Below are 25,030 nucleotides of genomic sequence, written 5' to 3'. Positions count from 1 at the left end.
TGAGTCGGTCACCCGGCTCCCCCGTGGTCACGATTTCGCTGCTGGCTCACCGGTTTTGATGAACGGACTCACCGCTTTGCAGGTACTGGACAATCTCGAAGGCCTCGCCGGCAGGTGATACCCATAACCGGCGGTGCCGGTGTCTTGGGAGGCTCACCGTGCGGTGCTGTCCCGCCCCGTCGTCTCTGCTGCGGCTAGGCGGGCGTACTCAGAGGGCGAACATCCCGCCACCCGTGCGAACGCAGTGGTGAACGCGGTCGCAGACTGGTAGCCCACCACCTGAGCCACGTGCGCCACGGCTGGGCGCTCGGTCCTCAGCAGGTCTTTGGCCAACGCCACTCGCCATTCCAGGAGGTACTGCATGGGTGTCAATCCCACTGTCCTGGTGAATTTTTGAGCGAAGACTGCGCGCGAGACCGCGGCCACGCCGGCGAGGTGTTCGACGGTCCAGCCCCGTGCGACGTCGGCGTGCATTGCACGCAGCGCTGGGGCAAGCACCGGGTCCGCCAGACCCGCAATCAATCCCTTGCCGCGGCTACCAAGCTCCGGCGCCGCGGGAACCCGTGTGGCTTCGATGACCAGCACCTCGACGAGGCGTTTCAGGATCACGTCGCGACTGGGTCCGTCGGTATCGGCTTCCTCGGCGATCAGTTCGACCAGCCGGGTCAACCTGGCTGCGCCCGGTTGCCCGGCCCTTACGAGGATGACCGGTGGAAGTAATGCGACCAGTAGGGCCGCGCTGGCCGGATCGAAGCGGAAGTACCCGCCGAGCATGCGCATCGTGATCGGCTCAGATGTGTCGCCATGATAGGTCTCCCCCGAGTGGTCGAGCGGTGTGAAGATCGGGGTGGCGTCCGGGCGGCTGCGCATGGTGAACTCCGGTGTCTGCGGGAAGAGCAGGAAGTCACCGCGGCGAAGTTCGATCTCGTCGAGGCCCTCGGGCTCCAGCAGGCACGACCCGTCGAGCATCAGACAGAACGCGGGGTCACCGTAACGAGGCTTTTGGACGCCCCACTGGCCACCACCTGTGATGATCTTGGCCAGGACCGCCTCGGGACGCAGCAGCGACATCAGCTCCTCCATCGGTTCCGTGTCGCCCATGCCGCAGACGCTAGCGTGGACTCCGTTCCACTGCCGACATGCCTATCCGGACGAGTCAGGTCAGGTCGACTGGGCCAGCGCCACGGCATCGGGTCCCGCGGGAAACCTCAGCTGGTCCGATGTGTCGTTGGCGGCCTTGAACACCACGTCCGCGACGTCGCCGGGGGTGGTCACCTCGCCGGGCTGACCAAACGCTTCCATGATGGGTGCCACGAACGGAACGTAGTCCTCGGGGGTTTGGCTCATGCGGCCGGAGCCGTTGCTGGTGAACGCCGTCGACGGTCCGTAACCCGGTTCGACGAGCTTGACCCGCACCCCGAAGAAGCCCAGCTCCAGGGCCAGTGACCCGGAGAACCCCTCGATTGCGGACTTGCTGGCTGTGTATACCGCGGCGAGTGGCATCGCGGCGAGCGTAGTGCTTGAGGTGACGTTGACGATGACGCCGGAACGGCGTGACCGCATCTGCGGGACGACGGCCTGGGTTACAGCCATGGCTCCGAAGGTGTTCGTGTCGAACAACTCTCGTGTGGTGTCCATCGGGGTCGCCTCGAACACGCCGATACCGCCGATGCCTGCGTTGTTGACCAGCACGTCGATCGGCCCGGCGGTCTGGACCGCGTTTGCGATGCTGTCCCGGCTGGTGACGTCGAGCGCAACTATCTTCAGCCGATCCGAACTCGGCAGCACGTCCTGACGTGGTGTCCGCATGGTGGCGACGACGTTCCACCCCTCGTCGAGGAACTTTCGTGCAGTAGCAAGGCCGTAGCCGGAAGAGCAGCCGGTGATGAGTACTGATGTCATGGCTAAAAGCTAATGAGCGCGGGCGGTCCCGAACAACACCGTCCCGTCTTGAATAACTTCGCGATCGTCTTTTGGTGGTCCAGCCGCTATGCGACTGGGGTTGGTGGGTCCCGGTCCACTGTTGGGTGCCGCAGCGCCATTCACGAAGCGCTTCATTTCCTGCACCCGCGCCAAGTGGCGCAGTCGACCAGGTGTTGAGCGACCGCTCTGTGGCGCTTGCTATTTCGGATGAGCGAATGTCTGCGGCGTGCGCTCACGCCAAAGGTCGAACACCTGGGCGCGGGGCAGATTGCGCCAGACGTTGCGCCATTCGTGCGAGTCCCTCGGCGCGCGTCATCGTGCCGACGTAGCCCAAGTCGCGACGAGCGGCGTCGTCGTTGGTGGTGAATTCCCGCCCAATCAACCGCACCATCGTGCGGGTCAGCGGCGGGTCGCCCTTGTCGGTGCGCAGCGCCGCGAAGGTTTCCATGAGTCGTCCGAAGGTGAACGCGACACGGTAAGGCACGGAGCGCAAGCCATCGATCGAGTGACCTTCCAGTTTGGCGAGCCCAGCGATGAATTCGCGGAAGGTGACCAGGTCGCGGTCGTTGATGAAATAGGGGCGCCCGCCGGTGCCACGCTCCAGCGCGCACTGCACCGCCTCGACGACATTGTCGACATGGATGGTGGACACCGGGTATTCGCCGCTGCCGATGAATGCGAATTGACCGGACTCGATGGCGTGCGGAAGCTGCTTGCTGAACGGCCCCCCGGGACCCCAGAGGGCGGGCGGGCGAAGGGCGATCGTGCGGAAGCCGGGGCCGTTGGCGGCCAACACAGCCGCCTCACCCTGCGACTTGCTGGCGATGTAGCCCGAGAAGCTACGCGGGTAGGTGGGCGCTGATTCATCGATATTGCTGGCCGGCGTGCCTCGATCGTCCATGGTTACCGCGGCGGCACTGATGTAGACGAACGTGGCAGCCCCGGCAAGCCGGGCTGCATTCAAAACAGCCTCAGTGCCAGTGACATTCGCGCTGAAGTACGGGGCGCGCGGCCCGGCGAAGCGGAACAGCGCTGCGGCATGAACAACCGCGTCGACCGCGGGCAGCGATAGTTCGTCGGGTTTGTCGAGGTCTCCTGGCACTGGTGTCGCGCCCAAGGCGCGCACCACGTCAGCCGACGACGCCGAGCGCGCGAGGGCGAATACGGTGTGTCCGTCCTGGACGAGCCGTGGGATCAGGTGGGCACCGAGGAATCCGGAGCCGCCGGTTGCGGCAATCTTCATGCTGGTTTCTCACTTTCGTCGGGAGTACAGATGGATTGCACTGCGCGTTCGCGCAGGGTCGTGACGACGATCGGATCTGGCTGCCGCTCCCGCGCCATCACGTAGAGAGTCGACGCGGCGTGCGCCGAGGACCAGATGAGGTCCGCTGCCGCTTCGACGTCCATGGCGAGGTGACCGTCAGCGTCAATGGCCGCGATGCGCTCCACGAGAAGCGCGCGTCCTGCATCGGCGGCGGGAATGGTGGCCCCTTGCAAGACACGGACCACCATCGCGGCGTATAGCCGTGGTCGTTCGGCGGCAAAGCGCACGTAGTTGTCCCAACCCTGCCGTAGCGCCATTACCGGATCAGCGGAGAGGGCTTCTGCCTTCTTGCTCGTGAGGAACTGCGCGAACGCCTCGGTGATCGCGGCGCTGAGAAGGCCGTCCGCACTGCCGAAATGGTGATACAGGGTCGGGGCGGTGACGTCTGCGATCGCGCACACCGAACGCGTCGAGAAACCTGCCTCCCCCTGGTGTTCCAGAACCTGCAACGCCGCGGCCACCAGCAGCGATTTCGTATCCACGATTCGAAATATAGCATCGCTATAGTTCCAGCGCTATAGCGGTGCTATATTTCTTTTTCGCGCGGCGCAGGCGAGGTAGTCAGAAGGGGGTCCTACGGCGCGAGTGGCGCGCAAAAGCACCGGAGAAAGTGACGGTATCTGGTGCCACTGAAAGTGGCGCTGCGCCGCTCCGAAGGCATCGGCGACGGCGTGCGGGTAGGGCTGCACATCGGCTGGCAGGGCGTCAGTGGTCCATGCGAAGGTAGGGCCATGACCACGTTCGTCATCGATGCACGGGTGGCCATCGACCTCGCCACTCACGGTGCGACCATCCCACCGGAGCACAGCCTGACCGCTCCCACGCTGCTGCGCTCTCAAGTCCTCGCCCTGGTGTACGACTCGACGCGCCGCGGCGATATCGACGAACGGGCGGGCCGAAAAATCCTCCACGATGTCCGCGGGCTGCGCATCCGGTTCCTCGGCGACCGATCCCTAGAGGACAGCGCATGGCAGCTAGCCACCAAACTGAACTGGCCCAACGTCCACCAGGCCCAGTACATCGCACTCACTCAACTGCAGGCCGACGCGCTGGTCACCGCAGACGACGACCTCGCCATGGCCGCAAGGGCTTTCGTCAAGACCGCATCCCTCGCCGACATCTTGCGGTCCTAGACCAGGGGTTGATCCCAAGCCCCTCATTTGGCGAGCGACAGTCGGCCGAAGGAATCGCAGTTGGAGGGAACCACAGCATGCCGGCCAACGCTGAGGTTCCGCACCTGGGCCCCAGAACCTGCTGATCTCGTCGGTGCCGGTTCCAGTTGCGCCGTCCGTGGCGAGCAGAAATGCGTTCATCTGGAAACGTTGTTCAGACCCTGGCTAATCGCCAACGTAGTGCACATCGGTTCTACCCGATATGCCGAGTCAGTCATGACGGACCAACGGCGCGGTCACGGGCGGAGGAAGTTCTCGGCGTTCCACAGCATGGCGCATAACAGCCGCATCGCCTACGCCGCGGGTTTCACCGGCCTGGGAGTCGGCTCCACCCGCTTTGCCGCCGAATTCATGCTCGACCATCTCAGCGGCGCATCTACTGCCCGCACGGCACTGAAGATCGTGCGGCGCAAGCCGCTGCCGTTCCCAGCTGAGCCGCTGGCGTCGCTGAGCGTCAACGCGGTGCGATGGTCGCCCGACCACGCCGACCACAATTTCGGAAGGCGCAATGTGCTGCTGCGCAACCCTGGATGCCGTGGGGCTGGGCTTCGACTCCTGACTCACGTGACGGCCGCGCCGACCGCGGATCGACAGCACCCGACATCTCACTGAGCGTGGCGGTGTGGTGTGCCGTTGCAGCTCAACGACGTCGCCAGACGAGCCGGCGCCGTCCGTACCGACCTCACCGACGGCGATCTGATCCCGCTGATGTGCGGGATCGCCTATGCGGCCGTGGCACACCCCGGCCCCCGGCCGCCCGGCGTTACCTCGAGATGCTGCTCACCGGTCTGCGGACCTGACCACCACGTCAGCATGCTCGCTGCGGGCGGCTTCACGTCCTTCGGTGAGCGTCGCGTTGTCCGTGTTGCCGGTGCAGACAAGGCGTCTCGATCTCGCCTGGGAATCCTGGGAGGTCTAGCGTGGGCGGAATGGGTTTGTTCAGTCATGAGGAGTTCCGAGCCCCGGCCGCCGGCGCTGGTGGTGGGGCTGTTGAGCAAGCTCGGGGTGCTCAGGTGAGCGAGTACGAGGTGGACGAACCCGTGGTGGTGGGGCCGGGGTTGCCGCCTGAGGACGGTTCATGCGGTCAGTTCGCTGTGCAGTTTCACGTCTCGACGTCAATGCTGCTCGGGCTGAAACGTATTGCAGATATGCGTGGGGTGAGCGTGCCGGAGGTATGCCGGCAAGTGGTCGGTGTGTTTGTTGCCCAGCAGGAGGGCGAACTGGGTGCATTGCTTGCTGCGGAGGCGGAGGCGGCTGATTACCGGCCGAGTTTGGGACAGGCGTAGCCGCGCCCGCATCAGGGCTGCCGCCTGGATCTGATCCTTGCTCCGATGAGGTCCGGCTACCTCCGAATAGCCCTGGCGCTCAAAGCTCCAGGGCAGGTAGCCACCCAGGCCGACCTTTCACGTCACATGCCCCTCGGTGTCCGCAGCCGGGGCAAAGGGGTGTGTCTCGGTCAGTACGCCTCAAGGTCAATATCGAAGAGCGACACGGGTCCGAGGATCACGCCGTTCTCTTCGACGTAGCGGTCCCACAGCTCGAGCAAGTCGGCCAGTTTGTCGGGCCGGGCGGCGGCCAGGTCGTGGACCTCGCCGGGATCGCGCGAGAGGTCATAGAGCTGCCAGGTGCCTGGGCCGTAGGGCGCGGGCAGATGAAGCGCCTTCCAGTCGCCCTGGCGAATTGCGCGGCGCCCGAACAACTCCCACCCGGTGCCAGTGTCGGCATCATGCACCACGTCCGCCTCGCCGGACAGGTAGGGCACCATCGATCGGCCGCGCATCGGCTCCACCTCCTTGCCCCGATACTCGGTAGCGGGGTGCGCGGCACCGGCGAGCTCCAGCACGGTTGGGGCGATGTCCATAACGGTGGTGAACGCGGTGCCGATCTCCCCCTGCCGGGCAAAGCCCGGCCAGGTGACAAAGCCCACCACCCGGATTCCGCCCTCGGTGGTGAAGGCCTTGTGCAGCCGCGACGGCGCGGTGGCGGCCTGCGCCCAGCGCGGGCCGTACCAGGCGTAGGAGGTGGGGCCGCCAAGGCTGTCCACGCCGTTGTCACAATGCTCTGCGACGAATGCTTCGATTTCGGGGCCGCGCAACGGCATGGCCTCGACGATCGTCCCCTCCGCCCCGTTGTCCGAAAGAAAGACGACGACCGTGTTGTCGAGCTCGCCGGTGCTGCCGAGGTAGTCGATCACCCGCCCGATGTTCCAGTCCATCCTGTCCACCATGGCGGCGTAGACCTCCATCTTGCGGGCGGAAACGGCGCGCTCCTCGTCGGTCATGTCCGCCCATTCGGGGGCGCCGTCGGCGACCACCGGGTGCGGCTCGACGTCGGGTGGGCACAAGCCCAGCCGGGTGAGCGCCGCCAGCCGTTCCTCGCGCAGTGCGTCCGGTCCGGCGTCGTAGCGGCCGTGGTAGGTGGCGATGGTCTCCTGCGGCGCGTGCAGCGGCCAGTGCGGCGCCTGGAAGGGCAGGTAGGCGAAGAAGGGTTGGTGTTCAGTGTCCTGGGGGCGTTCGCGGAGATACCGAAGCAGCGTGTCGGTGTACGCATCCGATGAATAGAAGTCCTCGCCGACCGTGACGAACTGATCGTCTTCGGTGAACATCGTCGGCACGGGAGAGAGCCCGCCGCCACCGCGGGTGCCGTAGTGGCTGGCGCCGGCCGGCAAAAGGGCGAAGGAGCGGTCGAATCCCCTTGCCCACGGCGACCTGTCGATCGTGGCGCCCAGATGCCACTTGCCCGCCATCAGCGTCTGGTAACCGGCGTCGCGCAGCAGTTCCGGCAGCGCCACGACCCGGTCGTTCAGATACCCCTCGTAGCCGGGGGCGCCGCGGAATTCGGGGGCGGCCATCTCGAGCATCGTGCCGATTCCGGCGACGTGGTGATCGGTTCCGGTCAGCAGCATCGCCCTCGTCGGCGAACAGGCCGGAGCGGAATGGAAATCGGTGAGCCTGATGCCCGTGTGGGCCAGACGATCCAGGTTCGGAGTATTGATTTCGCCGCCGAAAGCGCCGATGTCGGAGAATCCGAGGTCGTCGGCCACGATGACCAGGAAGTTGGGACGAGTCACGCTGAAGCATCCTGTCACGGCCCAGCCAAGACCCGCCCCTATTCAGCCCTGGTCCGCATTCGTGGTCGTGAGCCGTGGTTCAGGCGGCTGAGTTCGGCCACTTGGCACGTCGTCCTAGGACGGGTTGCCGACGACGTCCATGGCCCCACCCCGGGGCCCACGGGAAGCATCCCCGTTCGTCAGCCCATACCAATTGCAATGCAGGGAAATCACGACCAAAGAGCTCGACGGCGAACCTCATATGGATATCCGGGTGCTCCACCTGAGCCACCTCGATGAGGAATCGATCTTCATAGTCGATGTGCATTGCCGGGGCAAGCTCGACGCCGTCGTCGACGATCATGTGCGCGATCGAGTTGAGCACTCGACAGGAGACGTTTGCGGGCAGCCCGGTCATCAACAGTTCTGGAAGACCGCGACTGTGTAGTCCCACCGTGTACGCCAACGGTCGCTTGTCACTCTCGACGTATTGAACAGCCCACCCGTGGTCCTGAATTGTCGCGCGCAGGTGGTCCAGGTACTGCTCCGTGGTGCCGTCCGGGTTGTCGCATTTCCAGCACATCGCGGCCCCTTTCGTTGTGGATGCCGCCAGCATGCGCGCACCCTCCGACATGTGTGCGGGGGCTCGGTCCGACGATCGATCAGCCGCGCGGTGTCGTGGTGATGTGTACGTGGTCGAAGTGACCGTATCCCGTCGCCTGGGGCCCGGCCGGCGTGGAATAGACACCCCGCCAGATCACGTCCTGTAACCCGAACGAAGGTCCGTTGGCCAGTACGAACGCGCGGATCTGGTCGCCGAGCGCGATACCTTCCGGGCTCTCCGGGTGGGGAATCATGATGTCGATCGCGAGACCGCGCGGATGCCACGGCTTCGAGTCCGGCCGTACCCCGTCGATGGTCGCGATCTGGGGGAAGTGCGCGCTGATCATTCGGGCAGCAAGGACGGTATTGGGTTGTAGGCCAATCTCATTCGCGACACCCATGGGCAGTGCGGCGGGATCGTCTGGGATGGCAGCCGGGGGCGGCGGAGCCAGGTCGCCCGCCGGCAGGTCTGGCATCGCGACGATCGCGGGATCCTGCGCAGGCGGCGTTTCCGGCGGCAGTGGCGGTGCAACAGCGCTCTCGATCACCGCTTGCTGCTGCGGAGTCAACAGGGCGTACTGTGCTTCCGCTGCGGCGATACGGCGCAGCAGATCCTGCAGTGCGGTTTGCAGGTCCGCGCGTACTGCGGCAGCTCGCTCCGCCGCGGTGCGCGCGTCTGCGGCCGAGCGCTGTGAGACCAAGGCGGCGGCAGCGGCGCGCTCGCGCGTTTCGCGGTAAGCCCTCAGCTGATCGGTGGCGGTGGCTTCCATCGTGTGTTGCAGCGAGAGCCCGTCGATGAGACGTTGCGGCGATGACGCCGTGAGCGCTGCAGTCATTTGACTGTGACCACCGCCCATGTAGGTCATCGCGGCCAGGCGATCGACGGCCATCTGATGCGGCCCCAGCCGGGTGTCCGCTGCCTCCAATGCCGTGAGGTCGGCGCGCTGGCGGTCCTCAGCTGCGGCCTGTTGAGCCTGGGCAGCGTCGGCGTCGCGCTGAGCCGTGGTGACGGCCTCCCGGCTGCGCACCGCCTGCGCAGAAAGCTCATCGAGCTTGGCCAACGCGTCGTCCGCAGGTTCGGCATGCGCGGCGCCCATCGCCGCGGCCGTCACCAGGAGCGCCGATCCGGCGCCGCACATCGCCCGTCGAAGGCGATCGCGAATCCCAGTCATGCGGATTTGTCACGATCCTTCGGTCATGGTGCGGCCTAGCCCGGCTGTCGATGTCCCGGGACAGGCTACGAACTGTGCTCGACGATGTCTAGCTGTCGCGCTGACAGTCTTCTGCAGCGCGCCGAGGGTGGCGGCATTGGTGGCCGCTGTGCGACGCCCTCTCGCGAGACCGATAACGACATCGGATCAGCGAGCAGACCGGACCCGTTGCTGATCCACACCCGATTGAACGCCTTGCCAGGATCCACCGCGACGATCACCGTGGACGGATCAAGCGCAACCTCTAGCACCGACATGAGCAGCCTCCTCCGAACCGGACCTCCTACGAGAATCCGCCCAGTAACTACCTCATGGCCTACCAGCAGAGCGTCGTCGCTCCCTGGTCAGGGACTGACTTCCAAGGTTCATGGAGATCGCGACTTTCCCTTGCGTCCATCCAATGCCCACGCGATTGAGCGTTCGCCGCTACACGTCAGGGCGCAGAATCGTTGTCGGCTTGAGGGATCCGCCCTGGGGGAACTCTTGGCTCCGCAACCTCTTAGCGCCACCAAGGCGAGGCCGTTATGGCGCCGGCCCCGCAGAACACGTTGCCGTCCGGATCGGCCAGCACCATGCACCCGACATCCGGACCGGCAGTGTGCCGGCCCAGTTCCGCGGCGCCCGCAACGATCAGGCGAGCTGCGTCTCGGTCCTTGTCCTGGGAATGCAGAAAGCCGAAGATTCTCACTTTCATGTCCAATCGGACATCGGATCAACCTTCAACTTGAGAATGGAACATCAAACTCGAGAAGCCACACGACGACGTGTGGCTTCTACCGCGCCATGTTCGTGAACCGCGACAAGTGCAGCTGGTGCGCCACAGTGATATTCGCCGTCGGCCCGTTCCGGTGCTTGCCCAGGATCAGATCGGCCTCGCCACCGCGCGGGTCGTCCCGGTCGATCGCATCCGGGCGGTGCAACAGGATGATCATGTCAGCGTCCTGCTCCAGCGATCCCGACTCACGAAGGTCAGACACCTGCGGGCGCTTGTCGGTGCGCTGCTCCGGACCACGGTTGAGCTGGCTGATCGCCACCACGGGTACGTGGAGTTCCTTGGCCATCAGCTTGAGGCTTCGGGAGAAGTCCGAAACTTCCTGCTGGCGTGATTCGTATTTCTTGCCCGAGCTCATCAGCTGCATGTAGTCCACGACGATCAGTCGCAGATCGGCTTTCTTCTTGAGCCGTCGCGCTTTCGCCCGGATCTCCATCATGGTGAGGTTCGGCGAATCGTCGATGTAGAGCGGCGCTTCACTGATCTCACTCATCCGGCGCGCAAGCCGGGTCCAGTCATCGTCGTTCATCCGGCCCGAGCGCATGTCACCGAGCTTGATGTTCGCCTCCGCCGACAGCATGCGCATGACGATCTCGGACTTGCTCATTTCCAGCGAGAAGATGACGCTGGCCATCCGGTGCTTGATGGAGCAGGACCGCATAAAATCTAGTCCAAGCGTGGATTTCCCGACGCCCGGACGCGCCGCCACGATGATCATCTGGCCGCCGTGCAGACCGTTGGTGACCTCGTCGAGATCGATGAATCCAGTGGGCACGCCGTGGGCCATGCCCCCCGCCGAGGCGATGGCGTCGATCTCGTCCATCGTGGGCTGCAGCAGGTCCTCCAGCGGCACGAAGTCCTCGGACTGGTTGCGCTTGTCGGTGACGTCGTAGATCTCGGCCTGGGCGCGGTCGACGATGTCGTGCACATCGGCGCCGTCGGCTCCGGCGTAGCCGTACTGCACGACGCGGGTACCGGCCTCCACCAGCCTGCGCAGCAGCGCCTTCTCGGCCACGATGCCGGCGTAGAAGCCGGCGTTGGCCGCGGTGGGCACGGTGGAGATGAGGGTGTGCAGATACGGGGCGCCACCGATGCGGCGCAGCTGCCCGCGCCGGTCCAGCTCCGCGGCGACGGTCACGGCGTCCGCGGGCTCACCGCGGTCGTAGAGATCGAGGATGACTGTCGCGACGTCTTGGTGCGCGGGCCGATAGAAGTCACCGGGCTGCATGCGCTCCAGCACGTCGGCGATGGCGTCCTTGCTCAGCAACATGCCGCCGAGGACCGCCTGCTCGGCGGCCATGTCCTGCGGGGGCTGACGGCCGAAATCCTCCCTGGGCGGCTCGTCCATACCGTGATGACCGAGGTCGTTCACGACTGCCACTAAGCGTCCCTCCCCCTTCGTTATGTGACCGAACATACGTTCGGCGATAGTCGTCATGACAATAGGACGCGCCCCCGACAAGTCCAGCCAAAGCCAGTCGGGGTTCGGCGCCACTGCCTGGCGACGGGCCAACATTAGACGTTGCTGTGGCCGGTGCAACCGAGCCTGTGGATGAAGGTGTGGATGGCGTGTGGACAGCCTTGGACAACCGTGTTGAGCGGGTGGGGAGAACTTGTGGATTAACTCATCGGTAGCCGAACAACCTGCAGGTCAACGCTACCGCCAAAGTGTCTCAACTTGTGGATGCAAAGTCACCCGGCGTGTCGGCCGTGGTTGCCGGGTCGGGCGTGTTGCATTGCGCCGAAGCGCCGAAGAGGTTAACAGACAGTTTCCGTTGCTGAGGCCATAACTGGAGTTGCGTTCGCTGGAGACACAGCAACGCCCGGGCGGAAGCTCTGAGCTTTCCACCCGGGCGTTGCAGAGGTACGTGAGGAGTACCGAGCCTACTCGGCGACGACGTTGAGCGGGACCGACACGGTCACGCCCGTGTGCAGCCGCACTCCGACCGGGTGCGTCCCGACCGCTTTGATGTGCGCCTTGGGCAGGTCGACGGTGCGCTTGTCCAGGTTCGGGCCGCCGGCCTTCTTGATGGCCGCGACCACGGAGGCCTGGGTCACCGAACCGAACAGCTTGCCGCCCTCGCCGGCGCGGACCGCCAGAGCGACCGGGCCGAGGGCCTCGATGGCCTGCTTGAGCTCGTTGGCGTGCTCGACGCCGCGGATCTCCTTGGTTTCGCGGGCACGACGGATCTCGTCGGCCTGACGCTCGGCGCCACGGGAGGCCACGATGGCCAGCCCGCGCGGGAGCAGGTAGTTACGGCCGTAGCCGTCCTTGACCTCGACGGCGTCGCCGGCGACACCCAGGTGGTCAACTTCTGCGGTGAGAATCAGCTTCATGATGTGGTTTCTCCCTTACCGCGTCGACGAACCGAACGGCAGCAGAGCCACCTCACGGGCGTTCTTCACGGCGACGGCAACGTCGCGCTGGTGCTGGACGCAGTTGCCGGTCACCCGGCGGGCACGGATCTTGCCGCGCTCGCTGATGTAGGTGCGCAGCAGCGCGGTGTCCTTGTAGTTGATGTCCTGCCCCTTGCCCTTCTTGGAGCAGAACACGCACTTGCGGGTCTTGACCGGCTTTTCGGGTGCCGGCCGCCGCTTGGTACTACCGGATTTGGCCATGGGTCTATCTCTTTCTCAAATGTTCGTCTGTGTATGTCAGAAGGGCGGTTCTTCGTCAGCGCCGCTGTAGGAGCCCGCCGCGGGAGCACTGCCCCACGGATCGTCCTTCGGCTCCGCACTGCGCGGCTGACTCGATCCGCCGCCGAATCCACCACCGCCGCCGCCACCGCCACCGCGGCTGGCCTTGTTGACCTTGGCCGTCGCATAGCGCAGCGAGGGGCCGATCTCATCGACCTCGAGCTCGACGACGGTGCGCTTCTCGCCCTCGCGGGTTTCGAAGGACCGCTGCTTGAGCCGGCCGGAGACGATGACCCGCGACCCCCGGGTGAGGCTTTCGGCCACGTTCTCGGCCGCCTCCCGCCAGATGTTGCAGCGGAGGAACAGCGCTTCGCCGTCCTTCCACTCATTCGTCTGACGGTCGAACGTCCGGGGAGTGGACGCCACCGTGAAGTTGGCGACGGCCGCTCCGGACGGCGTGAACCGCAGTTCCGGGTCGGCGGTCAGGTTTCCGATAACGGTGATGACAGTGTCACCAGCCACGAGGTCCTCCTGGGCAGTGGGCAGCCTATGTTGGGCGCGAGCCTACGCAACGCACCCGACATGGGCGGCGTGTATCGGCCTAGTGCTTGTCGGTCCGCATCACCTTGGTCCGCAGCACGGACTCATTCAGGTTGAGCTGGCGGTCCAGCTCGGACACCGTGGCCGGCTCGGCCTTGACGTCGACGACGGCGTAGATGCCCTCGGCGTGCTTGGCGATCTCGTAGGCCAGCCGGCGACGGCCCCAGATGTCGACCTTGTCGACGGAACCGCCATCCTTGCGGATGACGTTCAGGAACGTCTCCAGCGACGGAGCTACGGTGCGCTCGTCGAGAGTGGGGTCAAGAATGACCATGATTTCGTATGGACGCATGAGAAACCCATCACCTCCTATGGTCGTTGCGGCCACGGCGTGTCCGTGGCAGGAGGGTCGCCTGCGTCGGCAACCTGACCAGGCTACAGGCAGGCCGCTGATCTGCGAAATCGCGCGATACCCAGCCCTCGTTCCCGACGTTTTGGTGGCTATCGCGACGCATGAACCGCCGAAACGTCGGAACTCGCGTCAGCGGGCGGCGTCGGCCATCTCGGCATCCGAGGCAGGCTCGGGCCCCACCAGAACCTGGCGCGGTCGCAGCCGCTCGGGCAGCCACTTCGGGAAGGCGTCGGGCGCCCCGTCGAACACTCCGCCCGACGGGTCGTCGATGGTGCCGTGATGGCGCACCAGGTCCAACTCGGGCCGGTAGATCTGGCGGATCACCAACGCGATCAACGCGAACACCGCGATATCGCGCAGCAACACCGTCGCAGTGAACCACTGCTCCGGTAACCCGCGGTTCTGCTCCCCGTAGAGGAACAACATTCGCGGTATCCACACCAGCGCATCGATCGTCATCCACGCCAACAGGATTCGCCGGTGCGGCAGGGCGAGGACGGCCAGCGGCACCAGCCACAGCGAGTACTGCGGGCTCCACACCTTGTTGGTCAGCAGGAAGGCGGCGACCACCAGGAAGGCCAGTTGCGCCACCCGCGGCCGGTGCGGTGCGGTCAGCGCGACGTACGCGATCCCCGCACAACACACGACGAACAAGACCGCTGTCACCGCATTCGTGACCGAGGGCGGCTCCCAGAACCCGAGATCGGGATCGAAGCCACGCCACCCGGTGAACGACTTCACCACGTTGTACAGCGAATCCATGTCGTCACCGCGGCGGGTGTTGAGCCGGAAGAATTCCGACCAGCCGCGTGGGAACAGCAGCAGGACAGGCAGATTCACCACGATCCAGGTAGCCACCGCGGTCAGTGCCGTGGTTCCCGTGGCCCGCCACCGCCCGGTGCGCAGCGCCAGGATCACCAGCGGCACCAGCAGCAGCAACGGGTAGAGCTTGAGCGCCACCCCGACACCGATGAGCACACCGGCCACAGCGGGTTTTCGGCGCGCCCACGCCAGCATCGCGCCGGCCGCACATGCGGCGGCCAATGCGTCGAAGTTGGTGAAGATCTGGAAGATCACCAGCGGTGAGGCCGCGACCAACGCCGCATCCCAGATCCGCCGTCCGGCCAGCAGGGCCGTCGCCCACACCGTCGCCAGCCACGCCAGCCCCAACCCGAACGCGGAGATGTTGAAGAACATCACCACCTCGGCCACCAACGGCAACGAAACCAGCTTCGTCAGAGCCGAATACGTCTTGGCCAGCGTCATGGACAGGTACTGGTAGATGCCCGTCAGCACCGGATATTCCATATAGCGGATCGCCGGGCTGCCGTCGTACTGGACGTTGGGTTTGCCGGTGCTGTCGGTGTCCACCCAACTCGACTTGTACGGAAACTTGCCCTGGTTCAACAGTTCCGCGGTGTAGAGCGGCACGGTGTCGGAGTAGCAGAACTCGTAGTAAGCCCGCTGATTCTGCCAGTTGGCGACACGCTGGGCCGCGGTGCCGGTACTCGTGGACTGCAGGCACGCGGCCTTCGTCGAATAACCCAGCGCTAGGAAGATCACACCGATCACCAGCATCACCCGCAGCGGGGTGAAGAACCGCGTGCGCCCGATCAGCGCGTGCCGCCCCACCGGCCCACCGATGGTGTGCGAAAGCGCCGCACCGATCACATCCGTGCGGCTGGGCAGGTCCCGGTCATGGGCACTGCGCAAATCACGCGCCAGCGGTGCCGGGGAAACCGTCTGTGACTCGTCCGGTTCGGTCACGGTGGCGGCGGCGGGCCGGGCGGCGGCGCCGGCGCATTGGGGTCACCCGGCGGGGGCGGTCCCAGCGGCACCGTGGTCGGCGGACCCCACGGGATGGTCACACCGGGCGCAATCTCCAAGGTCGGCTGGATGACGGTCTCCGACGGCGGGGGCGGCACCGGCGCCACGGGCGGCGGCGGGGGTGCCTGCGGCACGCCGGCGTAGCCACCGATCTCGGTCGGCTTGGGGAAGGTCTCGTTGTCGGTGCCCTTGAGTGCACCGTCCATCGTGGCCTTCCAGATGTCGGACGGCAGCCCGGACCCGTACACCGGTCCGCCCCATTCGTTGACCAGAGGCTTGGTACCCGAGGTGGTGCCCACCCACACCGCCGTCGACAGCGACGGCGTGTATCCGACCATCCAGGCGTCCCGGTTGGCGCCGGTGTCACCGAGCTGATTGGTGCCGGTCTTGGCCGCCGAGGCACGGCCCCCGGCCAGGTTGTGGCCTCTGGACCAGCCGGCGATCGGCTGCATCGCCGCGGTGACGTTGTCGGCCACGGCCTTGTCGATGCGCTGCTCGCCGCTGTTGTCCTGCTGCGAGGCATCGAAGAGGACCTTGCCGTCCGCGTCGACGACCTTCTGGACGAAGTGCGGCTTGTGGTAGACGCCCGAGTCGGCGAGCGTCGCATACGCCGAGGCCATGTCCACCACCCGGCTCTGGTACTGGCCCAGCACGATTCCGTTGTTGGGCGGTCCGCCCTTGCCGTCCTCGCTCAAGGTGTGTTCGACACCGGGGAAGCTCTCGGCGACACCGGCGCGGTGCGCGGCGTCGGCCACGTCCTGCGGCCCGTTCTTGAGCTTGAGCATCAGCCGGTAGTAGCTGGTGTTGAGCGACCGCTTCAACGCCTCGGCGATATTGCAGACCCCGCAACCCTCGCCCTCGACATTGGTGATCTTGATGCCGTTGACCGTCACCGGCGAGCTGTCGATCTGGTAACCCAGGCCGATACCCTGCTGCAGCGCGGCGACCAGAGCGAACACCTTGAACGACGACCCCGTCGGGAGACCGGCCTGGGCGAAATCGAAACCCTGGGCGTCGGAGCCGCCGTAGTAGGCCTTGATGCCGCCGGTCTTCGGGTCGATCGAGACCGCGGCCGCGCGCATATCGGGCATCTGCCCGTCGAGCGTCTTGGTGACGGCGTCCTCGGCCGCCTTCTGCGCGGTCGGGTCGATGGTCGTGGTGACCTGAAGGCCCTCGGTGTTCAGCGTCTGCTCGTTGATGTTGAACAGGTCCAGCAGTTCCTTGGTGACCTGCCGTTCGATCAAGCCGTTGGGACCGGTGGTCTGGTTCGCCGCGCTGGCCTGCTCGGGCGGCACCGTCGGCGGGAACACCTGGGCGGCCCGGTCGGTCTTGGACAGCGCACCGATGTCGACCATGCCGTCGAGCACCCAGTTCCACCGCTCGGCCGCACCCTCGGGATCCACCGCGGGGTCCAGCGTGGAGGGCCGCTGGATCAGCGCCGCCAGAAGGGCGCCCTCGGCGACATCGAGTTGTTCGACGGGTTTGTCGAAATACGCCTTGGCCGCGGCCGAGATGCCGTACGCCCCGCGTCCGAAGTAGATGATGTTGAGGTAGGACTCCAGGACCTGGTCCTTGCCCCATTCCCGCGACATCTTCGTCGAGATGACGAGTTCCTTGGCCTTACGCACCAAACCGCCCACCCCGGAGCGGGCGTCGCCGACCAAGGCGTTCTTGACGTACTGCTGGGTGATGGTCGAACCGCCCTGCAGGTCACCGCCGAAGATGTTGTTCTTGAAGGCGCGCGCGAAGCCCGACAGCGAGAAGCCCGGGTTGCTGTAGAAGTCGCGGTCCTCGGCGGCCATCACCGCATCGCGGACGTGCACCGGGATCTGATTGATGCTGACGTCATTGCGGTTGCCCTCGGGCGGAACGATTCTCGCCAGCTCGCTGCCGTCACTGGCCAGGATCGTCGACACCTGCGCGGTGCGGATGTCACCGGGTTTGGGCACGTCGACGATGAGATAGGCCATCGCGAACGTGACGAACGGCAGGACGAGGAACAGCACCAGCCCGAGATAGACGGCGCGGCGCACCCACTTCCACTGGAAGCGGCCGCGCGTTGCCTTCGGCGGGCCGGGCGGAGGTCCGCCCGCGGGCGGACGGGGGGGTGCCGGCGGCGGTGGTTTGCGCGGCGGTGCGCCGTCCAACGCGGCCTTGACGACATCGATCGGGTCACGCAGGTGCGCCTCGGTGGTGTTGCGCACGGGCGGCAACAGAGTGGTCTGACGGTCATCGGGCGGTACGTTCGCCCGGCGGTGTGCGCCCGGTGCAGCGGTGTGCTCGCGTTCGGCATCACCCGCTGACCTCGTATGGCGCCCTTCGCTATTCACTGGCCGTACGCGCGCCGGAACGCGCCGTTCGAGTGCGGGGCGCCTTGGGGGCCTTCGGCGACCGCGGCGCGCCGAGCACATAGGACTTGACCAGATGGTTCCAACTGCAGGTCCGGCATACCTCCACCACATGTACCGCGAATTCGTCGTAGCGCGTCGCCAACAGCACCAGCTCCTCGGCGGTGCGGGCAGAGCCCGACACCGGACCGAGATGGTCACCGAAGACCCAGGACACCAAGGTGAGCTGCTCCTTGCGGCAGATCGGGCACATCACCGAACTGGGTTTCCCGTGGTACTTGGCGGCACGCAATAAGTAGGGATTGGCGTCGCACACCTCGGTCACCCCGGTACGTCCGGAATACACCTCGGCCAGCAGGGATCGGCGCCGGAGCGCGTAATCCACCACCTGTCGCTGCAATCGCACGCTCACCAGAGTACGTCGGGACCCCGGCAGCGGAGCGAGGACGGCCGCTGAAGAACGCTGTGCGTCGGCGCTGTCGCACCCCCGGCAATACGATCTTCGCCATGGCTGCACGCACACGGGCGAAGGACAGTGACCGTGACGCGACCTGCCGACTTCTGGACAACGCCCTGGCCGACGGGCAGCTCTCCGGGGAGGAGCACCGGCGCCGGGTGCAGACCGCCGTGACGGCCACCACCCTCGGCGAGCTGGAGGCCCTCGTGGCCGATCTGCAGCCGGCCGAGCAGGACCGCCCGCCCGCCCGCACCCGCGCCAAGCGCACCGTGGTGGTGGCCGCCGTCGGTATCACCGCCGCGGTGCTGGTCGTCCTCGCCACGGCGGTCGACTGGGGCGGTGCGGACGCCCCGGCCGCAGACCCTGGTCCGGTCGCACCGGTGCCCGAATCGCCGGTGGCACTCGCGCCGCCGGCGCCGACCGTCGCACCCGACACCGTGCCCCCGGCCGTCATCACCCCGGTGCGCGACCTGCACACCGTCGAAGGCCTGAGTGCGGTCATCGAGGCGATGCGCGCCCGGTTCGGCGACACCATGGGCTACGAACTCGCCATCGGGACCGACCAGGCAACGCTGGCCCGGCCCGACCCGGCCGATGCGCAGTCGAAGGTGGTCTACCCCTACCGCGGCGGCTGGGACGACCCGTCCAAGCGGGCGCGGTCCGATGGCGACGACCTGACCGATCTGGCCGCCTTCGACATTCCGGCCACCGCCGCGGCGCTGGCCGCCGCCCCGGCGACACTGAACATCGCGCCGGCCGACGTGTCGAGCAGCTATCTCGATATCGACCACGTCGCCGCCGAGGGCGGGCTCGAGCTGCTGGTGAGGATCACCACGAAATCCGGCTCCAGCGGTTACCTCTATCTCGATCCGTCCGCGAAGGTGAAACGCCTCGAGAATCCCAGCTGACCTGCAGTCAGAACATAGGAACTTCTACGATCATCGCGTGGCGACACGGCAGAGCGCAGCAACCCGGGCCAAAGACACCGACCGCAACGACACGTGCAAGGTGCTCGACACCGCGCTGTCCGAAGGTCAGCTGTCCATGGAGGAGCACCGCGAGCGCGTCAGCGCGGCCACCAATGCCGCCACCCTCGGCGCGCTGCAGAATCTGGTCAGCGATCTCCAGGTGGGCAATGCCCCGGTCACTCTGCCCAACCTGAAACCGGAACGGAGCCTGGCAGGCACCGCCGCCGGCGGGGGCTGGGGCCTGCGGGTGGCGACGGCCGCCGTGCTGGTGTTGCTGGGCATCGCCATCGGCTGGGGCCTGTACGGCAATTCGTCCTCACCGCTGAGTTTCACCACCGACCCCGGTGCCAAGGCCGACGGCATCCCGGCCACCGTCCTGACCCCGCCCAGGCAATTGCAGTCACTCGGCGGGCTCACCGGCCTGTTCGAGCAGATGCGGCAGAAGTTCGGCGATACCAAGGGCTACAGCATCACCATCTTCGAGGATTACGCCTCGTTGACCCGCCCCGATCCGAAGGAGCCGCGGCGGGCGCTGAACTACTACTACCGCGGCGGTTGGGACGATCCGTCCGAGACCAGCGTGAGTGACGGCGACAGGGTGGTCGACCTGGGTGCCTTCGACATCCCGAAGATGGTGGGGATCATCCGGGGCGCCGCGCAGAGCGTGGGCATCAACCCCACCGAGGTGAAGAGCACCCACGTCAGCATCGAGCCCAACAGCGATATCACCGCCCCGCCCGGCGCCATCGAGATCAGCGTCTACGTCTCACCGAAGTTCGGCAACAGCGGCTATATCGAGCTCAACGGCGACGGCACCATCAAACGCGTCAACTACGCCGGCTGACACCGATACGTCGTGCGGCATATCGGGCTCACGTAGCGCCGAATATATCGGCGCGATACAATTGCGCGACGTGTCGAGTCGACGTGACATTCGTCCGACTTTGACAAGTACGTCCAAGGTTCGCTCTGAGGGGGAGGTGATTCGGTGCTGGAGCTCGCCATTCTCGGACTGCTGCTCGAGTCGCCCATGCACGGCTACGAACTACGCAAACGGCTGACCGGGCTGTTGGGCGCGTTCCGGGCTTTCTCCTACGGCTCCCTCTACCCGGCACTGCGGCGCATGCAGGCCGACGGCCTGATCGTCGAGGACGCGGCACCCGAAGGCACCCTCAAGGTCCGTCGGGCGCGACGCGTCTACCAGCTCACCGAATCGGGCACGCAACGCTTCACCGAGCTGGTCGCCGACACCGGGCCACAGAACTACACCGACGACGGTTTCGGGGTACATCTGGCCTTCTTCAACCGCACCCCGGCCGAAGCCAGAATGCGGATCCTGGAAGGCCGGCGGCGCCAGGTCGAGGAACGTCGCGAGGGCCTGCGGGAAGCCATCGCCCGGGCCAGCAGTTCCTTCGATCGCTACACCAAGCAGCTGCATCAGCTGGGCCTGGAATCCAGTGAGCGCGAAGTGAAATGGCTCAACGAGTTGATCGCAGCCGAACGGGTGGCGCAGGGCCGCCCGGAGTCACAACCCTGATCAGCCCTGCTCAGCATCCAGCACGAAGTTCAGTAAGAGAAGGAGAGCGTTACATGTCTGAGTCGAACGAAGTTCGGGTCGCTATCGTCGGCGTGGGCAACTGCGCGTCCTCACTCGTCCAGGGCGTCCAGTACTACAAGGATGCCGACGAGAACGCCTCAGTCCCCGGCTTGATGCATGTCAAGTTCGGCCAGTACCACGTGCGCGACGTGAAGTTCGTCGCCGCGTTCGACGTCGACGCCAAGAAGGTCGGATTCGACCTCTCGGAGGCCATCTTCGCCTCGGAGAACAACACCATCAAGATCGCCGACGTGCCGCCGACGGATATCGTCGTGCAGCGCGGGCCGACCCTGGACGGCATCGGCAAGTACTACGCCGAGACCATCGAGATCTCCGACACCGAGCCCGTCGACGTGGTGCAGGCACTCAAGGACGCCAAAGTCGACGTGCTGGTGTCCTACCTGCCGGTCGGCTCCGACGAGGCCGACAAGTTCTACGCCCAGTGCGCCATCGACGCCAAAGTGGCGTTCGTCAACGCCCTGCCCGTGTTCATCGCCTCGGATCCGGTGTGGGCCAAGAGGTTCGAAGATGCCGGCGTCCCGATCGTCGGCGACGACATCAAGAGCCAGGTCGGCGCCACCATCACCCACCGCGTGATGGCCAAGCTGTTCGAGGACCGCGGCGTCACCCTGGACCGCACCTACCAGCTCAACGTCGGCGGCAACATGGACTTCAAGAACATGCTCGAGCGCGAGCGCCTGGAATCCAAGAAGGTCTCCAAGACCCAGGCCGTCACGTCGAACCTGACCGGCTCGCTGGCCGGCAAGATCGATGACAAGAACGTGCACATCGGCCCGTCGGACCACGTCGCGTGGCTCGATGACCGCAAGTGGGCCTATGTGCGTCTGGAAGGCCGCGCCTTCGGCGATGTGCCCCTGAACCTGGAGTACAAGCTCGAGGTGTGGGACTCGCCGAACTCCGCCGGCATCATCATCGATGCCGTGCGCGCCGCGAAGATCGCCAAGGACCGCGGTATCGGCGGCCCGATCATCCCGGCCTCGGCCTACCTGATGAAGAGCCCGCCCAAGCAGCTGGCCGACGATGTCGCCCGCACCGAGCTGGAGAACTTCATCCGCGGATAGCCCCAACCGGCGATTTGTGGAGTCGTACCCGTAATGATTGCGGGTATGACTCCACAGATCCCGGATGACGACCTGGCCGACCTCGACGAGTTCGGCCTCTTGCACGAGAACGCCGCACAGATCGGCGCCACCGTGATCCCGCCGGTGACGCGCGTCGACGCCGGCCGGGTCAGCTTCCTCAAATGGGGTACCGAGTCACCCCGGGTGGTGTTCCTGCACGGCGGCGGACAGAATGCGCACACCTGGGACACCGTCATCCTCGGGCTGGAGGTACCGGCCCTGGCCGTCGACCTGCCCGGGCACGGCCGCTCGGCGTGGCGGGCGGACGGTGATTACGGCCCCAAGCTCGGCGCCCAGGCCATCGCGCCGATCCTGCGCGAGCACGCCCCCGACACCCGGCTCGTGGTCGGCATGTCGCTGGGCGGGCTGACGGCGCTGCGTATCGCGGCGACCGAACCCACGCTGGTGCCCGAGCTCGTCCTCGTCGACGTGACACCGTCCGCTCCCGAGCGGCACACCGAGATGACCAAGGCTCAGATGGGCACCGTCGCACTGGTTCAGGAGAACCGGACCTTTCCCACCTTCGAGGCCATCCTGGAGGCCACCGTCGCCGCAGCACCACACCGGGACCGGAACTCGTTGCGGCGCGGGGTATTCCACAACGCCAAACAGCTCGACGACGGCTCCTGGACGTGGCGTTACGACTCGTTCCGCAAGGGCGACGGGTTCAGCGGCCTGTGGGATGACGTACCGGCCATCAGCATGCCCACCACGCTCATCCGAGGTGCCAACTCGTTCTTCGTCAACGACGAGGACGCCGCGACCTTCGCCCGCACCGCCCCGGGCTTCCGGCGCACGCACGTCGTCGACGGCGCGGGACATTCCGTGCAGGGCGATCAGCCCGCGGCCCTGGTCGCACTGCTCAAGGATGTGCTGGGCTGACCCCGAGACGTTTGCCAGGCGTTTACCAGCTGATTGCCAGGTTCACGTAGGTTCGCCACCACCGGCCGCCCAGCCCGCGACCGGAATCCGGGGGAAGGACCTGTGCACCCATGTCGCTCGTACCGCTGAATCTCTTTGTCGCGCACCAGGGTCGGTCGTCGCGCCAGCATGTGACCTGCCGAAATCGGTGCGGGGACGCCTGTTCCAGGCCCGCCCCCAACACCAGTGACAACGCCTACTTCGGCGATATCGTGGCGGCGATGTCGCGGCGGTCGGTGCTGCGCGCGACCGGCGTCGCGGTGCTGGCCGTCGGAGCCGGATCGGCACTCGCCGCCTGTGCCGGCGAAACATCCACCGCACCTTCGTCTTCCACGGCGGCAGCCGGCGAACCGCTGCCCGGGATGCGCTTCGAGAGCGTCGCACCCAATACCGAGGACGCCGTCGTGGTCCCCGACGGCTACCAGCAGCGTGTGGTGATCGCCTGGGGTGACCCGGTCCTGCCGGGCGCGCCGGTGTTCGACATCACGCGCCAGACCGGCGCCGCGCAGCGCGCACAGTTCGGGTTCAACAACGACTTCGCCGCGCTGCTGCCGGTCGAGGGTGTCGCCGGGCATTACCTGCTGGTGAGCAATCACGAATACGTCAGCCCGCAGTTCATGTTCCACGGCTACGACGCCGACGCGCCGACCCGCGAGCAGTTCGACATCGAGACCGGCGCGGTCGGCCTGTCCGTCGTCGAGGTGCAGCGCAGCCCGCAGGGTGGGCTACGCCCCGTCATGGGCCGCTACAACCGCCGCATCACCGCCGACACACCGTTCGCCCTGACCGGGCCCGCGGCCGGATCACCCGCCGTGCGGACCGCCGCGGACCCGGCCGGGCGCACTGTGATCGGTACCTTCGCCAACTGCTCGGGTGGGGTGACCCCGTGGGGCACCGTCCTTTCCGGCGAAGAGAACTTCCACACCTATTTCGGCGCGGCCGAAGGCACGGCACCCGCCGACCCGGCCCGGTACAAGCGCTACGGCGTGCTCACCGAGCCGTCGGAACTCAAGTGGGAGAACTTCGATCCGCGCTTCGACCTGGCCGAGACACCGCAGGAGGTGAACCGGTTCGGCTACGTGATCGAGATCAACCCGTGGGATCCGGCGTCGGTCCCGGTCAAACACTCGGCGCTGGGTCGCTTCAAACACGAGGCGGCCAATGTCTACGTCACCGGCGACGGCACCGTCGTGGTGTACACCGGTGATGACGAGCGCTTCGACTACATGTACAAGTTCGTGTCGGACAAGTTGATCCAGCCCGGTGATTTTGCGCACAACATGACGCTGCTCGACGAGGGCACGCTGTACGTGGCGAAACTGTCCAGCGACATCCCGGCCACCGAGATCGACGGCAGCGGCAAGCTGCCCGCCGCGGGCGCGTTCGCCGGCACCGGGACCTGGATCCCGTTGCTGCACTCCGGGCCCGCCGGTAAGGCCGAGTCCCTGGTCGAAGGCTTCTCGGCGCAGGACGTCGCCGTGTTCACCCGGCTGGCCGCCGACAAGGCCGGCGCCACCAAGATGGACCGCCCGGAGGATTTCGAGGCCAACCCCAAGACCGGCAAGCTCTACGTCGCGCTGACCAACAACGACAAACGCGGCGCCGAGGGCAAGGCCACACCGGATGCGGCCAACCCGCGCAACGAGAACAAGAACGGTCAGATCCTGGAGATCACCGACGACCACGGCGGTACCTCCTTCACCTGGGACCTGCTGCTGGTGTGCGGCGACCCGGCCGCGGCCGACACCTACTTCGGTGGTTTCGACAAGACCAAGGTGAGTCCGATCTCCTGCCCCGACAACGTCGCCTTCGACGGGCACGGCAATCTGTGGATCTCCACCGACGGGAACGCGCTGAAGTCCAACGACGGGCTGTTCGCGGTGGCCCTGGACGGAAACCGACGCGGCGAGACCAAACAGTTCCTGACGGTGCCGATCGGTGCGGAAACCTGCGGACCCGTCGTCACCGACGACCTGATCACCGTCAGCGTGCAGCATCCCGGCGAGGGCGACGATCACAGCCTGGACAACCCGCTGTCGCACTGGCCCGACGGCGGCACCGCGCCGGCCCGGCCGGCGGTGGTCGCGGTATGGCGGGACGGTGGCGCGATCGGGCTGTAGCGCTACC

At 66.2% G+C, this 25,030-nt stretch carries 25 protein-coding genes; 9 read left to right on the top strand and 16 right to left on the bottom strand.

Annotated features, from left to right (window positions below):
- Positions 1 to 153 precede the first annotated feature (153 nt).
- The 4 genes from FHU31_RS01155 to FHU31_RS01140 all read right to left on the bottom strand — a co-directional run bounded on the left by FHU31_RS01155 (position 154) and on the right by FHU31_RS01140 (position 3,729).
- On the bottom strand, positions 154 to 1,101 hold the full coding sequence (locus tag FHU31_RS01155) for an AraC family transcriptional regulator (RefSeq protein ID WP_234901116.1): 948 nt from the start codon (positions 1,099 to 1,101) through the stop codon (positions 154 to 156).
- Between the two features lie 60 nt (positions 1,102 to 1,161).
- Positions 1,162 to 1,902, bottom strand: coding sequence for an SDR family oxidoreductase (locus FHU31_RS01150; protein WP_167154828.1), 741 nt, complete (start codon positions 1,900 to 1,902; stop codon positions 1,162 to 1,164).
- Positions 1,903 to 2,155: 253 nt separating this feature from the next.
- Complete coding sequence (locus tag FHU31_RS01145; protein WP_167154825.1) at positions 2,156 to 3,166, bottom strand: NAD-dependent epimerase/dehydratase family protein; 1,011 nt, start codon at positions 3,164 to 3,166, stop codon at positions 2,156 to 2,158.
- A complete protein-coding gene (locus FHU31_RS01140; RefSeq protein ID WP_167154822.1) occupies positions 3,163 to 3,729 on the bottom strand; it encodes a TetR/AcrR family transcriptional regulator in 567 nt (188 codons plus the stop codon). The genes FHU31_RS01145 and FHU31_RS01140 overlap by 4 nt, the downstream gene beginning before the upstream one ends.
- Positions 3,730 to 3,870: 141 nt before the next feature.
- Between FHU31_RS01140 and FHU31_RS01135 the strand changes: the two genes are divergently transcribed.
- The 3 genes from FHU31_RS01135 to FHU31_RS01125 all read left to right on the top strand — a co-directional run bounded on the left by FHU31_RS01135 (position 3,871) and on the right by FHU31_RS01125 (position 5,705).
- Positions 3,871 to 4,380, top strand: a complete 510-nt coding sequence (locus FHU31_RS01135; RefSeq protein ID WP_234901115.1) for a type II toxin-antitoxin system VapC family toxin — start codon at positions 3,871 to 3,873, stop codon at positions 4,378 to 4,380.
- A gap of 60 nt (positions 4,381 to 4,440) precedes the next feature.
- Entirely contained in the window at positions 4,441 to 5,031 is a 591-nt protein-coding gene (locus tag FHU31_RS32120; RefSeq protein ID WP_167154819.1) for a hypothetical protein, read from the top strand.
- 401 nt (positions 5,032 to 5,432) lie between these two features.
- Positions 5,433 to 5,705: a hypothetical protein gene (locus FHU31_RS01125; protein ID WP_227456369.1), complete on the top strand. Its 273-nt coding sequence runs from the start codon at positions 5,433 to 5,435 to the stop codon at positions 5,703 to 5,705.
- A 170-nt stretch (positions 5,706 to 5,875) separates the two neighbouring features.
- Here FHU31_RS01125 and FHU31_RS01120 read toward each other — a convergent pair whose 3' ends face one another.
- The 12 genes from FHU31_RS01120 to FHU31_RS01065 form a co-directional block, all read right to left on the bottom strand.
- Entirely contained in the window at positions 5,876 to 7,489 is a 1,614-nt protein-coding gene (locus tag FHU31_RS01120) for an arylsulfatase (protein WP_167154813.1), read from the bottom strand.
- A 79-nt stretch (positions 7,490 to 7,568) separates the two neighbouring features.
- Entirely contained in the window at positions 7,569 to 8,084 is a 516-nt protein-coding gene (locus FHU31_RS01115; RefSeq protein WP_167154811.1) for a DUF4262 domain-containing protein, read from the bottom strand.
- Positions 8,085 to 8,130: 46 nt separating this feature from the next.
- Entirely contained in the window at positions 8,131 to 9,243 is a 1,113-nt protein-coding gene (locus tag FHU31_RS01110; RefSeq protein ID WP_167154808.1) for a VldE C-terminal domain-containing protein, read from the bottom strand.
- 538 nt (positions 9,244 to 9,781) lie between these two features.
- Positions 9,782 to 9,976, bottom strand: coding sequence for a VOC family protein (locus tag FHU31_RS01105; RefSeq protein ID WP_167154805.1), 195 nt, complete (start codon positions 9,974 to 9,976; stop codon positions 9,782 to 9,784).
- Positions 9,977 to 10,055: 79 nt separating this feature from the next.
- Entirely contained in the window at positions 10,056 to 11,435 is a 1,380-nt protein-coding gene (dnaB, locus tag FHU31_RS01100) for a replicative DNA helicase (RefSeq protein ID WP_090359462.1), read from the bottom strand.
- A gap of 503 nt (positions 11,436 to 11,938) precedes the next feature.
- Positions 11,939 to 12,391: a 50S ribosomal protein L9 gene (rplI, locus tag FHU31_RS01095; protein WP_167154802.1), complete on the bottom strand. Its 453-nt coding sequence runs from the start codon at positions 12,389 to 12,391 to the stop codon at positions 11,939 to 11,941.
- Between the two features lie 15 nt (positions 12,392 to 12,406).
- Complete coding sequence (rpsR, locus tag FHU31_RS01090) at positions 12,407 to 12,673, bottom strand: 30S ribosomal protein S18 (protein ID WP_090359466.1); 267 nt, start codon at positions 12,671 to 12,673, stop codon at positions 12,407 to 12,409.
- Positions 12,674 to 12,709: 36 nt separating this feature from the next.
- Positions 12,710 to 13,213, bottom strand: coding sequence for a single-stranded DNA-binding protein (locus FHU31_RS01085; RefSeq protein ID WP_090359468.1), 504 nt, complete (start codon positions 13,211 to 13,213; stop codon positions 12,710 to 12,712).
- Between the two features lie 79 nt (positions 13,214 to 13,292).
- Positions 13,293 to 13,583 (bottom strand): 30S ribosomal protein S6, encoded by a 291-nt coding sequence (gene rpsF / locus FHU31_RS01080; RefSeq protein ID WP_018603055.1) that lies wholly within the window; start codon positions 13,581 to 13,583, stop codon positions 13,293 to 13,295.
- 189 nt (positions 13,584 to 13,772) lie between these two features.
- A complete protein-coding gene (locus FHU31_RS01075) occupies positions 13,773 to 15,410 on the bottom strand; it encodes a glycosyltransferase family 87 protein (protein ID WP_167154799.1) in 1,638 nt (545 codons plus the stop codon).
- The gene (locus tag FHU31_RS01070) at positions 15,407 to 17,800 is read right to left on the bottom strand and encodes a transglycosylase domain-containing protein (protein WP_263988130.1); all 2,394 of its coding nucleotides are present in this window, start codon (positions 17,798 to 17,800) and stop codon (positions 15,407 to 15,409) included. The genes FHU31_RS01075 and FHU31_RS01070 overlap by 4 nt, the downstream gene beginning before the upstream one ends.
- Positions 17,793 to 18,224 carry a DUF5318 family protein gene (locus tag FHU31_RS01065; RefSeq protein ID WP_090359708.1) on the bottom strand — a complete coding sequence of 144 codons (432 nt, stop codon included), beginning with the start codon at positions 18,222 to 18,224 and terminating at the stop codon, positions 17,793 to 17,795. Before FHU31_RS01065 ends, FHU31_RS01070 begins: the two co-directional genes overlap by 8 nt.
- A 101-nt stretch (positions 18,225 to 18,325) precedes the next feature.
- Here FHU31_RS01065 and FHU31_RS01060 point away from each other — a divergent pair, with 101 nt between their 5' ends.
- From FHU31_RS01060 to FHU31_RS01035, 6 genes are all read left to right on the top strand, one after another.
- A complete protein-coding gene (locus FHU31_RS01060) occupies positions 18,326 to 19,183 on the top strand; it encodes a DUF1707 SHOCT-like domain-containing protein (RefSeq protein ID WP_167154793.1) in 858 nt (285 codons plus the stop codon).
- 37 nt (positions 19,184 to 19,220) lie between these two features.
- Complete coding sequence (locus FHU31_RS01055; RefSeq protein ID WP_167154790.1) at positions 19,221 to 20,087, top strand: DUF1707 SHOCT-like domain-containing protein; 867 nt, start codon at positions 19,221 to 19,223, stop codon at positions 20,085 to 20,087.
- A gap of 144 nt (positions 20,088 to 20,231) precedes the next feature.
- A complete protein-coding gene (locus FHU31_RS01050) occupies positions 20,232 to 20,780 on the top strand; it encodes a PadR family transcriptional regulator (RefSeq protein WP_090359479.1) in 549 nt (182 codons plus the stop codon).
- Positions 20,781 to 20,833: 53 nt separating this feature from the next.
- The gene (locus FHU31_RS01045) at positions 20,834 to 21,922 is read left to right on the top strand and encodes an inositol-3-phosphate synthase (RefSeq protein ID WP_167154787.1); all 1,089 of its coding nucleotides are present in this window, start codon (positions 20,834 to 20,836) and stop codon (positions 21,920 to 21,922) included.
- A gap of 45 nt (positions 21,923 to 21,967) precedes the next feature.
- On the top strand, positions 21,968 to 22,864 hold the full coding sequence (locus FHU31_RS01040) for an Rv0045c family esterase (protein WP_167154784.1): 897 nt from the start codon (positions 21,968 to 21,970) through the stop codon (positions 22,862 to 22,864).
- 110 nt (positions 22,865 to 22,974) lie between these two features.
- Positions 22,975 to 25,023 (top strand): PhoX family protein, encoded by a 2,049-nt coding sequence (locus tag FHU31_RS01035; protein WP_167154782.1) that lies wholly within the window; start codon positions 22,975 to 22,977, stop codon positions 25,021 to 25,023.
- The last annotated feature ends 7 nt before the right edge of the window (positions 25,024 to 25,030 follow it).

It is taken from the genome of Mycolicibacterium fluoranthenivorans (assembly GCF_011758805.1).
Taxonomy (GTDB): domain Bacteria; phylum Actinomycetota; class Actinomycetes; order Mycobacteriales; family Mycobacteriaceae; genus Mycobacterium; species Mycobacterium fluoranthenivorans.
Note: the sequence above shows the minus strand (reverse complement) of the source record. Positions and strands in the feature narration are given on the sequence as shown.